We start from the raw sequence: 13,624 nt of genomic DNA, 5'->3' as shown, positions 1-13,624 counted from the left end.
GACCAGCCTGCTCACTTGAACGTGCCCTCGTCGAGCCGGGGCAGGTCCTTGACCCACTCCTGCTGGCGGACGGCGTCGCCGTCGTAGATCCGGTGGGCCAGGTTGTCCTTCGTGTACACGAGCACGCGGGACGAGTGCCCGACCAGGTACTCGCCGTTGGCGTCGGGCTGGCCGATCTCGATCGGCGGGTTGAACACCTGCTTGTTGGCGGTGGCGATGACGTGCTCGCTGCCGGTCAGGCCCAGGAAGGTGTGGTTGATCCGCCCGAGGTACTCGGTGAGCTGCTTCGGCGTGTCACGGGCGATGTCGACACCCACGAACAGCACCATCGGCGCGCTCCCCGGGCCGTCGCCGATCTTCTCGATGGCGCGGGCCAGCGCGTTGAGGGTGGTGGGGCACACGTCGGGGCAGTTGGTGTAGCCGAAGAAGAGCATCGCCAGCTTGCCGTCGGTCTTCTCCCGGAACGGGAACGGGTTCCCGTGCATGTCGGTGAACGTGACGTCGGGCTTCACCAGCCCGGGGTCGACCACCTCGCCGCCCCAGCCCTTGGCGCCGTCGGCGCCATCGGCAGGATCGGGCGTGCTCGAGGGGCCGAGGCCGCACCCGGCGAGCGCGGCGACGGCCAGCCCGGACGCGGCGACGCCGAGGAACCGGCGCCGGTCCCAGTGCAGGAGATCAGTGGTCATGGGTGCCTTCCGGTGCGCTGCCGGGCTGGATCACCTTGGCGGTGGCGGTGACCGTGCCGGCGTGTTCGAACGTGAGGGTGAGCGGGACGTCGTCGCCCACCTGGAGGTCATCGGTGATCCCGGTGAGCATGACGTGGAGCCCACCGGGCTCGAAGGTCACCGATGAGCGGGCCGGGATCGCCAGCTTGGGCTGCTCGACCATGGTGGAGCGGCCCTCGGCATCGGTCTGCGTGCGGTGGACGGTCACCGTCTTGGCCACCGGGCTGGCCACCGAGAGCAGCTCGTCGTCGGTGCCGGTCCCGTTGCGGATCACCATGCGGACGGCGGCCACGGACGGGTTGGCCGGCCAGTCGACCGTGGGTGCCTGCACCGAGACCTTGCCGTCATCGGCCGCAGCCGATGCCGTGCCCGATCCTGATCCGGAGCCGCACCCGGCGGCACCGGCCACGAGGCACAGGCCCACCACCAGCGCGGCGAAGGAGGAGCGGAGAGGCGAGGTCATGGGCGGGGGCTTTCGGGTCCAGCTTGGCCCGCGGGAGGGCCTGGTTGGTAGTCGGCCCGGACCGACGTCGAGTTCCCGACCGGAGGCGGATCAGGAACGGGGGATGGCACGCAGGGCTGCCACCGCGGCGCCGTGATCGCCGGCGGTGACGAGCGACTCCCCGACCAGCACGGCGTGGTAGCCGGCTTCGGCCAGGAGGGTGGCATCGGTCACGTCCCGGACGCCCGATTCGGCCACCCGGACCACGCCGGCGGGCATCTGCGGCGCCATGCGCACGGCCCGGTCGGTGTCGACCTCGAAGGTGACGAGGTCGCGCTGGTTGACCCCGATCAGCGAGGCCCCGACCGCCAGCGCCCGCTCGAGCTCGGCTTCGTCGTGGATCTCCACGAGCGCGTCGAGGCCCAGCTCGAGGGCGAGGGCGTGCAGGTCGGCCAGCTCGGCGTCGTCGAGGGCGGCGGCGATCAGCAGCACGGCGTCGGCACCCATGATCCGGGTGTCGCACACGTCGGCGGCCCCCACGGTGAAGTCCTTGCGCAGGACCGGGATGGCCACCGCCGCCCGTGCCGCTTGCAGATCCCCGTCGACCGCGGAGAACCAGTCGGCATCGGTGAGCACCGACAGGCAGGTGGCGCCACCGGCCGCGTAGGCCGACGCGACCGCCGCCGGGTCGAGGTCTCGGTTGAGGTCGCCCTTGGACGGCGAGGCCCGTTTGACCTCGGCGATCACGGCCAGACCGTCGGCCGCCGCGAGGGCGGCGGCGAAGCCCCGCGTGGGCGGCAGCGCCGCCGCCTGCTCCCGCAGGTCGTCGACCGACCGCTGGTCGGCCGCGGCCGCCTCACGGTGGGCAGCGACGATGCGATCGAGGTACGTGGCCATCCGTCCGAACGTACCCGAGGGTCAGCGCCGTCGACCCCTCGACATCTCGTACATCGGCAACATGATGAACAGCCCGGCCGCCAGGATCAAGGAGATGAAGCCCAGGGCGACCAGCTCGTTGAGCTTCACCGCCAGGCCCACGAACACGCAGACCACGGCGGCGGCGAACAACCCGACCGGCAACATGGTGAGCGCGGTGCGGCCCGTCGACCGGGGCACGTCGGGCGGCAGCTCGTCGTGCTCGTCGGCCCAGGCCTCGAAGTCGTCCATCCAGCCGTCGTCGCCCGCTCGGGGCGTCCAGCCCTTGCCCTCGGGCACGATGGGCTCCCGGGCGGCGCGCCGCGACACCCCCGGATCGTTGGCCGCGTGCACCGACCGGTCGTACGCGACGCGCGACGCCGGATCGCTCAGGACCTCCCAGGCCTCGTTGAGCTCCTGCATGCGGCGGGCGTTGGCCGTGCGGGTGGCCTCGTCGGCGTGGGCGTGGAAGTCGGGGTGGTAGCGGCGGGCCGCGGCCAGGTAGGCGCGCTTCATCGCCGCCGTGTCCGTGCCGGGGGGCACGCCGAGCACCTCGTAGTGGTTCACCAGAACCCGATCGTACGGCCCGACGAGGCGGGGCAACGGCTTGTCGGCTTCGGACACCCATCACGGACTCCTCACGAATCGGTGCCAGCATGAAGCGGTGCGCACGGGTGAGACCACGGTGGTGGTCGTCGAGGACGATGCCAACATCGCCGGGCTGGTCGACCTCTACCTGCGCGACGCCGGGTTCCGCGTGTCGCTCGCCGATCGCGGCGAGAAGGCGCTCGACTTGATCCGCGCCCGCCAGCCCAACCTGGTCATCCTCGATGTCGGCCTGGCCGGCGACCTCGACGGCTTCGACGTGTGCCGCTCGCTGCGCACCCACTCGCAGGTGCCGATCCTCATGCTCACCGCCCGCGACGGCGAGGACGACCGCATCCGCGGGTTCGAGGTGGGCGCCGACGACTACCTGATCAAGCCGTTCTCGCCCCGGGAGCTGGTGGTGAGGGTTCAGGCGATCCTGCGGCGCGCCGACCCCGACCGCGCGGCGTCGGCCGCCAGCACCGTGATCGCCGGGGGCGTCGAGATCGACGCGGTGCGGCGCGAGGCGCGCGCCGGCGGCACGCCCGTGCAGCTGGCCGCCCGGGAGTTCGACCTGCTCGCCCACCTGGGCACCCACCGGGGCCAGGTCCTCTCGCGCCAGCAGCTCCTCGACGGCGTGTGGGGCGAGGGCTGGGTCGGCGACGAGCGCACCGTCGACGTGCACGTCCGCCAGCTGCGCAAGAAGCTCGGCGACCACCTCCCCCTCACCACGGTGTGGGGCGTCGGCTACCGGCTCGACTGACCGCGATGCGCCGCCGCTTCCTCTTCGCCATCCTCGGCACGGTCGTCCTGGCGCTCGTCCTGTCGGGCACCGGCACCTACCTCCTGCTGCGCCGCCAGGCGCACCACACCGCCGAGGCCAGCCTGCGCGCCGAGGCCGAGAGCCTGGTGGGCCTGGTGGCCAACGCCGCCGACTCGCCCAACGGCGCCGCGCTGCAGCAGAAGAAGCTGGTCTCGGGGTTGCGCCTCGAGGGCATCGGCGTGCTGGTCCTCGGCCCGGCGGGCGTCCTGCGCGGCGACCTCCCCGACGGCGTGGCCGCCGGTGACGTGCCCAAGGCCATGATCGAGTCCGGCACCACGTTCAGCGGGCAGCGCGCCGGACTGACGTGGGCCGCGGCCAGCACCCCCGGTGTGCGGGGCAGCACCGTCACCATCGTCATCACCCGCCAGACCGAGGCGCCGCGGCTGCCGATCGGCTGGTTCCTCATCGGTGGCGGCCTCGCCCTGGCCGTGGGGGCCGCGGTGGCCGCCTGGCTGAGCGACACGCTCACCCGCCCGCTGCGCCGGGCCCAGGCGGCCACGCTCCAGATCGCCGGCGGCGACCTGTCCACCCGGCTCCCCGATCCCGAACCGCAGGCCCACGACGAGGTGGCCGAGCTCACCCGCTCGATCAACGCCATGGCCGCCGGGCTGGCCCACAGCCGCGGCCTCGAGCGCCAGTTCCTCATGTCGGTCTCGCACGACCTGCGGACGCCGCTCACCTCGATCCGGGGCTACGCCGACGCCATCACCGACGGCACGGCCACCGATCCGGTCGTCGCGGCGCGGGTCATCAGCGCCGAGTCGCAGCGGCTCAGCCGCCTCGTCGGCGACCTGCTCGACCTGGCCCGGCTCGATGCCCACGAGTTCACGCTGGAGCTGCGCCCCGTCGCCGTCAGCGAGGTGGTCACCGACACCACCGAGGGGTTCCGGCCCACCGCCGAGGAGGCCGGCATCACCCTCACGGTCATCGAGCCGGCCCACGCCACCGCCTCGTCGATCGACCCCGACCGGCTCGCCCAGGCCATCGCCAACCTGGTCGAGAACGGCCTCAAGTACGCCACCTCGGCGCTCATCGTGGAGACCCGGGTCGGCGAGCAGGGCGAGGTGCACGTCCAGGTGGCCGACGACGGGCCGGGCATCGCTCCCGCCGACGTCGCCCACGTGTTCGAGCGGCTCTACGTGACCGACCGCCGGCCCAGCCGCCAGGTCGGCGGCAGCGGGCTGGGCCTGGCCATCGTGCGCGAGCTGATCAGCGGCATGGGCGGCCAGGTGTGGGTGGAGTCACCCGCCACGCCCGACGGTCGCGGCGCCCGCTTCGTGCTGGCGTTCCCGCCCCTCAGGTGATGGGGAGGGCGACGAGGCGGGCGGGGACACCGGCCACCTCGGCCTTGGTGCCCTCGGCGCCGACCTCGATGCTGCGGGGGACGAACCCCAGCGCGACGGTCTCGCCCCGCTCGCCGTCGAGCGCGCTGCTCGTGACCGCGCCCGCGGCGGCGCCGTCGACGGTGATGACCGTGCCGGGTGCAGGGGGCGGGCCGTCGATCACGATGCCCATGAGGTGCCGGGGGACGTTGCCCCCGCGGCTGTCGATGCGGGCCACCAGCTCCTGGCCCGTGTAGCAGCCCTTGGTGAAGCTGACCGACGAGTCGATCACCCACTGGCCCACCGTGGCCGGGATGGTGTCGCCGTCGAGCTCGCTCCCCCAGGCCGGCACGCCGGCGCGGATGCGGAACGGCTCCAGGTCCGATGCATCCACCTCCACCGCACCGGACGGGAGCTCGGCCACCGCCGCCGCGTCGGCCCCGACGAGGTCGAAGCCCACCGCACCCAGCCCGGGCAGCGGCAGGGCGTCGTCCGCCAGGCTGGCCGGTGCCTCGGCGCCCCGGACCGACAGGGTGGCCACCTCTGGGGTGACTGCGATCGCGGCCTTCGTGCGCAGGAGGAACCGCGACAGCCGGGGCTGCCACGCGTCGCCCGCCCCGGCGTCGACGTCGATCGCGAACGAGTCGTCGGCGGTGCGGCGGATCCGGCCCCAGCCGTCGACCTTGCCCTGCGGCGCCAGCACGAAGGTCGACGCCGATGCGCCGATGGCCAGGCCCAGCACGTCCTGGCTGATCTGGCCCTGCAGGTACGTCGCCGCGTCGGGCCCCGACACGGTCACGACGTCACGGGTGGTCCAGGCATAGGAGGCGCTCATGCTCGCCAGTCTGCCGGGTCAGGCGCGGAGAGCGGCTCGGGCGGCGGTCATGCGGCGGGCGGCGGGGACCGCCGCGAGCAGGGCGCGAGCCTTGTTGCGGGTCTCGAGCTCCTCGTGGGCCGGGACCGAATCGGCGACGACGCCGGCGCCGGCCTGGACGCACGCCCGGCCGTCGGGCAGGCAGACCATGGTGCGGATGGCGATGGCGGTGTCGATGTTGCCGGAGAAGTCGAGGTAGCCGACGACGCCGGCGTACGGCCCGCGCTTGGTGGGCTCGAACTCGTCGATGATCTCCATGGCCCGCACCTTGGGCGCGCCCGACACGGTGCCGGCGGGCAGGGTGGCCCGCAGCACGTCGATGGGGCCGAGGCCGTCGGCCAGCTGGCCCACCACCTGCGAGGTGAGGTGCATGACGTGGCTGTAGCGCTCGAGCGTCATCATCTCGGTGACCTTCTCGGTGCCGAAGCGCACCACCCGGCCCACGTCGTTGCGGGCGAGGTCGACGAGCATCACGTGCTCGGCCACCTCCTTGGGGTGCTCGCGCAGCTCGGCGCCGAGGCGGCGGTCCTCCTCGTCCGTCTTGCCGCGGTAGCGGGTGCCGGCGATGGGCCGCGAGATGACCTCGCCGTCGCGGAGCAGGACCATGGGCTCGGGCGACGATCCGACGAGGGTGACCTCGGGGTGCCGCACCAGGTACATGTACGGGCTGGGGTTGATCTGGCGCAGCACCCGGTACACGTCGAACGGGTCGGCATCGAGCTGGAAGTCGAAGCGCTGCGACAGGACCACCTGGAAGATGTCGCCCGAGAGGATGTACTCCTTGGCGGCGTCGACCGCGCCCTCGTAGGCGGCGGCCCCGAGGTTGGAGACCACCTCGGGCAGCGGGTCCTCCGGGTCGGGCGGGGCCACGAACGGCTCGTCGAGCGGGGCGGCACCGTCGGCCGCGAGCTGCTCCAGGCGGGCGACGGCCTCGTCGTAGCAGCGGTCGAGGTCGTCGTCGGAGAGGTCGTCGGCCAGGGCGTAGGCGTTGGCGATGAGCACCACGCGCGAGCGGAAGTGGTCGAACGCGGCCAGCTCGCCGGCGATCGACAGGACGGCCTCGGGGAGCTGCTGGTCGTCGGTGGGGACGTCGGGCAGGCGCTCCACCTCGCGGACGACGTCGTAGCCGAGGTAACCGACGATGCCGCTGTGCAGCGGCGGCAGCCGGTCGTCGGCGGGCGAGCGGTAGGTGGCGAGCAGGCTCTCGACGGCGCCGAGGATGCCCTGGTCGAGCACGATGTCGGGCGGCAGCTCGCCGCCGTGGACCTCGACCTGGCCACCGCGGCTGATCAGGGTGGCCGCGGGCCGGCGGCCGACGAACGACCACCGGCTCCAGCGCTCGCCGTGCTCCACCGACTCGAACAGGAAGCCGGGCTCGCCGTCGCGGGTGAGCCGGGCGAAGGCGGCGACGGGCGTGATCAGGTCGGCCAGCAGCTCGCGCCACACCGGGATGACCGTGTACTCCCGGGCGAGGACCTTGAACTCCTCGCGGGACGGGCGGACGGTCACGCTCAGCCGCCGAAGGAGCGGTAGAAGCAGGTCTTGTTGCCGGTGTGGCAGGCGCCCTTGCCCTCTTGCTCGACGACGAACAGCAGCGTGTCGCCATCGCAGTCGTAGTAGGCCTCGCGCACGAACTGGCGATCACCGGAGGTGTCGCCCTTGCGCCACTCCTCCTGGCGGGAGCGGCTCCAGAAGACGGTGCGGCCCTCCTCGAGCGTGCGCTGGAGGGTGACCTCGTTCATCCACGCCATCATCAAGATCTCGCCGGTGCCCTGCTCCTGCACGATGGCCGGGACCAGGCCGTCGTGGTCGTACTTGACGTTGGCGAGGTCTTCGGTACGGACGGCGATGGGGGTCACGGCAGGCATGGCGGCCAATCGTAGGTTCTGGTCCGCCGAGCGCCGAAGTGGGTTCAGAGGTACAGGCCGGTGGAGCCCTCTTCCAGGCGCTTGGCCGCCACCGCGTGGATGTCCCGCTCCCGCAGGATCAGGTAGTCGGTGCCGCGCACCTCGACCTCGTAGCGGTCCTCGGGGTTGAACAGCACCTGGTCACCCGGCTCCATGGACCGGACGTTGGGCCCGACGGCCACCACCTCGCCCCAGGCCAGGCGCTTGCCCATCTGGGCGGTGGCCGGGATGAGGATGCCGCCCGTGGACCGACGCTCCCCGTCGGACTCCAGGTCGACGAGGATCCGGTCGTTCAGCATCTTCACCGGCAGCTTGTCCGCTCGTGACGACGAGAACGTGCGAGGCGTCAACGGGGCGTCGGCGGTGCTGTCGGGCGTGGCTGCGGCGTCGTCGGTCACGCCCTCGACGGTACCGGCTGCGACTCAGGCGCCGTCGGGCGGGCGCACGGTGATGCCCGCGGCGGCCATCACGGCCTTGGCCTCGGCGACGGTGTGCTCGCCGAAGTGGAAGATCGAGGCCGCCAGCACGGCGTCGGCGCCGCCCTCGGTGACCCCGTCGGCCAGGTGCTGCAGGGTGCCGACCCCACCGCTGGCGATGACCGGCACGCCCACCGCGTCGCTGACGGCCCGGGTGAGCTGCACGTCGAACCCGTCGCGGGTGCCGTCGCGGTCCATGGAGGTGAGCAGGATCTCGCCCGCACCCCGGCGCACGGCCTCGACCGCCCACTCGACCGCGTCGAGCGGCGTGGGGTTCCGGCCGCCGTGGGTGAACACGCCCCAGCCGGCGGACGGGTCGTCGGCCGAGCGGCGGCGGGCGTCGATGGCCACGACCGCGCACTGGCTGCCGAACTCGTCGGCCACCTCGCTGATGGCCTGGGGCCGGTCGATCGCCGCGGTGTTGAGCGACACCTTGTCGGCCCCTGCCCGGAGCATCTTGCGGGCATCGTCGACGGTCCGGATGCCACCCCCGACGGTGAGCGGGATGAACACCTCCTCGGCGGTGCGGGCCACCACGTCGACCATGGTGTCGCGGGCATCGCTGCTGGCGGTGATGTCGAGGAAGATCAGCTCGTCGGCGCCCTCGGCGTCGTAGCGGGCGGCGAGCTCGACCGGGTCGCCGGCATCGCGCAGGTCGACGAAGTTGACGCCCTTGACCACGCGGCCGGCGGTGACGTCGAGGCACGGGATGACGCGGGCGGTTCGCACCGGGGCGACGGTACCGCCGGGTGCCGGGCGCCCCCAAGCGTGATCAGCGGGGCGGCTCGGCCTCGGAGCGGTAGTGGTACCCGTGGCTGATCACGAACTCGAGCTCCTCGTAGAGGCGGATGGCCCCGGCGTTGTCGGTCTCCACCTGGAGGTAGGACCGTTCGACGCCGCGCTGGCGAGCGGCCTCCTGCAGGGCGTGGACGACGTGCGACGCCACGCCCTGCCGCCGGTGCTCAGGCGCCGTCCCCATGCCGAAGATGCCGAGCCAGCCGTCGTCGAGGACGCCGAACCCGACGCCGACGACCTGCCCGTCGACCCGGTACGACGCGCCCAGCGCCCGGTCGCCGAGGGCGGTGAGCATCCGTCCGTAGGCCTGGGTGCGCGCCACCTCCACCGGACCACCGCCGAACACGACGCCGTAGGCGTCGGCCCAACCCTCGTCGATCCCGGTGGCCACCTCGACGCGCTGCCGCGCGTTCTCCACGCACTGGTCGCACACGAAGACGTCCTGGGCCGTCATGAGGTGGACCGGCGCCTCGAAGCCGAGGCCCGCGGCCTCGAGCCACGCGTCGACGAGGTCCCACTCGGGCAGGGCCGTCGAGACCTGCACGATCAGCCGCAGGCCCTGGTGGTGGTACCAGCGGCGGACCTGATCGAGGCCGTCGACGAAGAGCATCCGGTCCTCCGCGGCGTCGACCGGCGGGACGGCGACGTTGCACCGGCGGAACGGCAGGTCCGGGGCGGCCTTGCACCACCAGCCACCGACGTCGGCCTCGATGGGCGACACGGTCGCCGCGGTCGCGATCTCGTCGAGGCGCCGTGGATCCATCCGCTCGGTCTACCCGCGGCGGCCTCGGAGCGAGGGCCGGGATTCGGCGCGAGGATGCCCCCATGAGCGAACAGAACCGCCGCCTCGTCCTCGCCCAGCGCCCCACGGGCATGGTCGACGACACCATCGTCCGCCTCGAGACCGAGGACGCACCCGAGGCCAAGACCGGACAGGCGGTCGTCCGCGTCACCCACCTCTCGATCGACCCCACCATCCGCACCTGGATGGACGACGCCCCCGGCTACCTCCCGCCCATCGAGATCGGCGCCGTGGTCCGCAGCGGCGGCCTCGGCACCGTGGTGTCCTCGCAGAACGACGACTTCCCGGTGGGCGCCACCGTCTTCGGGATGCTCGGCTGGCAGGACTACGCGCTGCTCGACGGCACCCCCGGGGAGGGCCAGGTGGTGCCCGACGGCATGGACCCCACCGCGGTGCTGAGCGTGTTCGGCGTGACCGGCATGACCGCCTACTTCGGCCTCCTCGACATCGGCGAGCCCAAGGAGGGCGCCACCGTGGTCGTCTCGGGGGCGGCGGGCGCCACCGGCTCGGTCGTCGGGCAGATCGCCAAGATCAAGGGCGCCGCCAACGTGGTGGGCATCGCCGGCTCCGACGAGAAGTGCGCGTGGCTCGTCGACGAGCTCGGGTTCGATGCGGCCATCAACTACAAGACCGAGAACGTCGCCAAGCGGCTCCACGAGCTGTGCCCCGAGGGGATCGACATCTACTTCGACAACGTGGGCGGCGAGATCCTCGACGCCGCACTCGGCCAGCTGGCCATGAAGGGCCGGGTCGTGTGCTGCGGCGCCATCTCGGCCTACAACGACCGCGAGGCATCGCCGGGCCTGCAGAACTACTTCACGCTCATCACCAAGCGGGCCCGCATGGAGGGCTTCTTGATCCTCGACTACGTCGACCGCTTCGGTGAGGCCCAGGGCGAGCTGTTCGGGTGGGTGCTCGAGGGCAAGCTCAAGCACGCCGTCCACGTGGTCGAGGGGCTCGAGCACGCGCCCGACGGCCTGAACCTGCTGTTCACCGGCGGCAACACCGGCAAGGTCATCGTCGAGCTCTGAGCGCGACGCTGCTCGCCGGCGGCTACTCGGTGCGAGCGGCGGCGAGGGCTTCGTCGATGGTGAGCGCGCCCTCGTAGAGCGCCTTGCCCACGATGGCGCCGGCGAGCGGCGTGCCCTCCTCGCCGAAGCTGGCCAGCGTCCTCAGGTGGTCGGCGCTGCCGACCCCGCCCGATGCGATGACCTCGGTCTCGAGCGTGTCGAGCAGCTCAGCGTAGAGATCGACATCCGGGCCGGTCCCGGCGCCGTCGACGTTGATCTGCGTGACGATGATGGCCGCGAACCCGGCGTCGTCGAACTCGGCGGCCACCTCCGCGAGCTGGCGACCGGAGCCCTCGACCCACCCCCGTACGGCCACCTCGCGGCCGCGCACGTCGAGCCCGAGCGCCACCCGGCCGGGGTACCGCTCGGCCAGCGACCGGGCCCACGCCGGGTCATCGAGCGCCGCGGTGCCGATGACGACCCGCGCCACGCCGGCATCGAGCAGGGCCAGGGCGCTCTCGTCGTCCCGGACGCCTCCCCCGGTCTGGACCGGCACCCCGACCGCGGCGGCGATGGCGGCGATGACCGGCCGGTTGACCGGCTCGCCGGTGCGGGCGGCGTCGAGGTCGACCACGTGGATCCACGGCGAGCCGGCGTCGGCGAAGACCTTGGCCTGGGCGACGGGGTCGTCGCCGTAGACGGTCTCCTGGGCGAAGTCGCCCTGGTAGAGGCGGACGCACTGCCCGCCGCGGAGGTCGATCGCCGGGTAGAGGTCCATGGCTCCATCTTGGCGGGCGCTCCCGCTCCTCCCCCAACGCGACCGCCACCCCGCCCGGTGCGTCATCCGCCCCGCCCGGATACGGCCCGCCCATGACCGCTGTCTTCGTCCACGGAGTGCGGGCCACCGATATCGGCAACGAGTGGGGCCCGGGCATCGACCAGATCATCGAGGACTGCTGGGACGGCATCGCCTAGGGGCTCCACCGGCAGCGCTCGGCGGGCTGCGGCAGACTCGCCCGCATGGGTGACCTGGGCGTGGACACGCAGGTGACGGAGCTCGGCGATGGTCGCTTCACGGCCACGCCCAGCGCAGCGTGGGAGATCTGGGGCCCCATGGGCGGCTACATCGCCTCGTTCGCCGTGCGCGCCGCCGGTGCCGAGGCAGAGGGACGGCGGCCCGCGTCGTTCTCCTGCCACTACCTCGGCGTGGCCGCGTTCGAACCGATCGACATCGTGGTGGAGACCCGCAAGGGCGGGCGCAGCGCCCTGTCGCAGCGGGTGGAGATCACCCAGGAGGGCCGGCCGATCCTCGATGCCATGGTCTGGAGCACCGCCGAAGCCCCCGGGCTCGAGCACGACGAGACCACCCCGCCCGACGTCCCCGGCCCCGACGACCTCCCGAGCATCACCGAGCTCCTCGCCGACGACCCGGACGCCAAGCCGCCGTTCCCGTTCTGGGAGAACTTCGATGCCAAGCCCATCGGGTTCCACCGCGACTGGCCGCCGCCCGGCCCGCTCCCGGCCACCTGGGCCAACTGGCTGCGGTTCGAGCCCGGCGCCACGTTCGCCGACCCGTGGGTCGACGCCTGCCGCAGCGTGATCCTGGTCGACCTGCCGAGCTGGCCGGCCGGGAGCCGGCCGCACGCCTGGACGAACCCGGCGTTCATCGCCCCCACGCTCGACCTGAACGTGGCGTTCCACCAGCCAACGGCCACCGAGCCGTGGTTGCTGTGCGAGGGCACCGCGCCGCTCTCGACGGGCGGGCTGCTGGGCTGGACGGCCCGGGTGTGGTCGCCGGGCGGCGCGCTGCACGCGTCGGGCGGAGGCCAGTGCCTCTACCGGGCCGTGCGGGCCTGACCGGCGGCGGTCAGGCCCGACCGATCAGCCGACCACCTTGGCCAGCGTCTCGCCCAGGAGCGAGACCCGGCCCTCGAGGTGGCCGTTGGCGATGGCGCTGACGGTGATGCCGGTGACGCCGTCGATCAGGTAGCCCGAGAACAGCTCGCCGATCTCGTCGGGGTCGCCGTACGGGATCAAGGCCCGGAAGTTCTCGGCATCCTCCTCGGACATCGAGGCGACGTCGAGGCCGCGGCTCAACAGCGCGGCATCGAGCTCGGCCTTGGCCTGGTCGTGGGTGGGAGCGACACATGCCCGACCCATGACCGAGACGCCGATCTCGGAGCGGTCGCGGCCGAGGCGCTCGCAGTGGGCGGCGAGGGCATCGAGCTTGCGCGGCACCTCCTCGATGGGACAGGTCAGGTTGGACTCGTCGCCGTACTGGGCCACCAGCCGCAGCGTCTTCTTCTCGCCGCTGCCGCCGATCATGATCGGGATGCGCCCGAGCGGGGCCGGCGAGTTCACGGCCTCGGACACCTGGTACCACTTGCCGTCGAGCGAGGGCTTCTCCCCGTTGAGCATGCCGGTGATGATCTGGAGCGACTCCTCGAGCCGTTCGAAGCGATCGGTGAAGGTGCCGAACTCGAAGCCGAGCGAGTCGTGCTCGAGCTCGAACCAGCCGGCGCCGATGCCGAGCTGCGCCCGGCCCCCGGACACGATGTCGAGCGCGGTGATGGTCTTGGCCAGCAGCGTGGGGCTCCGGTAGGTGTTGCCGGTGACCAGCGACGACAGCCGCACCGTCGACGTGTGCTGGGCCAGGGCCGACAGCAGCGTGTAGCACTCGAGCATCTCGAACTCGGGCGGGCCGAGCATCGGCAGTTGGTAGAAGTGGTCCATCACCATGACGGTGTCGAAGCCGCTGGTGTCGGCCTCCCTGGCCTGCTGGGCCACCAGGCCGAACAGGTCGGCCGGCGCCGTGCCGGGGTAGGTGAAGTTGGGGATCTGGTAGCCGAGTTTCGTCACGGCGCGACCCTACGACCGCCCCGCTACGAATGCGCCCGATCTCGGCAGGTTCCCTGACCAGATTGGTCAGCGACCACCCGGCGGGCAGT

At 72.5% G+C, this 13,624-nt stretch carries 16 protein-coding genes; 4 read left to right on the top strand and 12 right to left on the bottom strand.

The features are described from left to right. Window positions 1–11 precede the first annotated feature (11 nt). The 4 genes from ACPPVX_RS20120 to ACPPVX_RS20105 form a co-directional block, all read right to left on the bottom strand. Window positions 12–686 carry an SCO family protein gene (locus ACPPVX_RS20120; RefSeq protein ID WP_426572365.1) on the bottom strand — a complete coding sequence of 225 codons (675 nt, stop codon included), beginning with the start codon at window positions 684–686 and terminating at the stop codon, window positions 12–14. Further along, entirely contained in the window at window positions 676–1,188 is a 513-nt protein-coding gene (locus ACPPVX_RS20115; RefSeq protein ID WP_426572364.1) for a copper chaperone PCu(A)C, read from the bottom strand. The genes ACPPVX_RS20120 and ACPPVX_RS20115 overlap by 11 nt, the downstream gene beginning before the upstream one ends. A gap of 90 nt (window positions 1,189–1,278) precedes the next feature. Next, complete coding sequence (gene trpC / locus ACPPVX_RS20110) at window positions 1,279–2,064, bottom strand: indole-3-glycerol phosphate synthase TrpC (protein WP_426572363.1); 786 nt, start codon at window positions 2,062–2,064, stop codon at window positions 1,279–1,281. 21 nt (window positions 2,065–2,085) lie between these two features. Next, a complete protein-coding gene (locus ACPPVX_RS20105) occupies window positions 2,086–2,649 on the bottom strand; it encodes a J domain-containing protein (RefSeq protein ID WP_426572362.1) in 564 nt (187 codons plus the stop codon). 97 nt (window positions 2,650–2,746) lie between these two features. Here ACPPVX_RS20105 and ACPPVX_RS20100 point away from each other — a divergent pair, with 97 nt between their 5' ends. Together ACPPVX_RS20100 and ACPPVX_RS20095 are read left to right on the top strand one after the other, a co-directional pair. After that, a complete protein-coding gene (locus tag ACPPVX_RS20100; protein ID WP_426572361.1) occupies window positions 2,747–3,430 on the top strand; it encodes a response regulator transcription factor in 684 nt (227 codons plus the stop codon). A 5-nt stretch (window positions 3,431–3,435) separates the two neighbouring features. Then, window positions 3,436–4,794 (top strand): ATP-binding protein, encoded by a 1,359-nt coding sequence (locus tag ACPPVX_RS20095; protein WP_426572360.1) that lies wholly within the window; start codon window positions 3,436–3,438, stop codon window positions 4,792–4,794. Here the strand turns inward: ACPPVX_RS20095 and ACPPVX_RS20090 are convergent. The 6 genes from ACPPVX_RS20090 to ACPPVX_RS20065 all read right to left on the bottom strand — a co-directional run bounded on the left by ACPPVX_RS20090 (window position 4,787) and on the right by ACPPVX_RS20065 (window position 9,627). Next, on the bottom strand, window positions 4,787–5,647 hold the full coding sequence (locus ACPPVX_RS20090; RefSeq protein ID WP_426572359.1) for a YgfZ/GcvT domain-containing protein: 861 nt from the start codon (window positions 5,645–5,647) through the stop codon (window positions 4,787–4,789). The genes ACPPVX_RS20095 and ACPPVX_RS20090 overlap by 8 nt on opposite strands. A gap of 18 nt (window positions 5,648–5,665) precedes the next feature. Next, the gene (gene trpE / locus ACPPVX_RS20085; protein WP_426572358.1) at window positions 5,666–7,195 is read right to left on the bottom strand and encodes an anthranilate synthase component I; all 1,530 of its coding nucleotides are present in this window, start codon (window positions 7,193–7,195) and stop codon (window positions 5,666–5,668) included. Window positions 7,196–7,197: 2 nt separating this feature from the next. Beyond that, window positions 7,198–7,554 carry a phosphoribosyl-AMP cyclohydrolase gene (hisI, locus tag ACPPVX_RS20080; protein WP_426572357.1) on the bottom strand — a complete coding sequence of 119 codons (357 nt, stop codon included), beginning with the start codon at window positions 7,552–7,554 and terminating at the stop codon, window positions 7,198–7,200. Window positions 7,555–7,598: 44 nt separating this feature from the next. Continuing rightward, window positions 7,599–7,892 (bottom strand): GroES family chaperonin, encoded by a 294-nt coding sequence (locus ACPPVX_RS20075; RefSeq protein WP_426575060.1) that lies wholly within the window; start codon window positions 7,890–7,892, stop codon window positions 7,599–7,601. A gap of 123 nt (window positions 7,893–8,015) precedes the next feature. Continuing rightward, window positions 8,016–8,798, bottom strand: coding sequence for an imidazole glycerol phosphate synthase subunit HisF (gene hisF, locus ACPPVX_RS20070; RefSeq protein WP_426572356.1), 783 nt, complete (start codon window positions 8,796–8,798; stop codon window positions 8,016–8,018). A gap of 43 nt (window positions 8,799–8,841) precedes the next feature. After that, window positions 8,842–9,627: a GNAT family N-acetyltransferase gene (locus ACPPVX_RS20065; RefSeq protein WP_426572355.1), complete on the bottom strand. Its 786-nt coding sequence runs from the start codon at window positions 9,625–9,627 to the stop codon at window positions 8,842–8,844. Between the two features lie 62 nt (window positions 9,628–9,689). Between ACPPVX_RS20065 and ACPPVX_RS20060 the strand changes: the two genes are divergently transcribed. Beyond that, complete coding sequence (locus tag ACPPVX_RS20060) at window positions 9,690–10,697, top strand: NADP-dependent oxidoreductase (RefSeq protein ID WP_426572354.1); 1,008 nt, start codon at window positions 9,690–9,692, stop codon at window positions 10,695–10,697. A 22-nt stretch (window positions 10,698–10,719) separates the two neighbouring features. Here the strand turns inward: ACPPVX_RS20060 and hisA are convergent, their stop codons facing one another. Next, a complete protein-coding gene (hisA, locus tag ACPPVX_RS20055) occupies window positions 10,720–11,454 on the bottom strand; it encodes a 1-(5-phosphoribosyl)-5-[(5-phosphoribosylamino)methylideneamino]imidazole-4-carboxamide isomerase (protein WP_426572353.1) in 735 nt (244 codons plus the stop codon). A 242-nt stretch (window positions 11,455–11,696) separates the two neighbouring features. Here hisA and ACPPVX_RS20050 point away from each other — a divergent pair, with 242 nt between their 5' ends. Beyond that, window positions 11,697–12,533 carry an acyl-CoA thioesterase gene (locus ACPPVX_RS20050; RefSeq protein ID WP_426572352.1) on the top strand — a complete coding sequence of 279 codons (837 nt, stop codon included), beginning with the start codon at window positions 11,697–11,699 and terminating at the stop codon, window positions 12,531–12,533. A gap of 24 nt (window positions 12,534–12,557) precedes the next feature. Here the strand turns inward: ACPPVX_RS20050 and ACPPVX_RS20045 are convergent, their stop codons facing one another. Continuing rightward, complete coding sequence (locus tag ACPPVX_RS20045; RefSeq protein WP_426572351.1) at window positions 12,558–13,535, bottom strand: LLM class F420-dependent oxidoreductase; 978 nt, start codon at window positions 13,533–13,535, stop codon at window positions 12,558–12,560. Window positions 13,536–13,624: the final 89 nt, after the last annotated feature.

Origin of the sequence: Aquihabitans sp. McL0605 (genome assembly GCF_049993875.1) — a bacterium.
Taxonomy (GTDB): Bacteria; Actinomycetota; Acidimicrobiia; order Acidimicrobiales; family Iamiaceae; genus Aquihabitans.
Note: the sequence above shows the minus strand (reverse complement) of the source record. Positions and strands in the feature narration are given on the sequence as shown.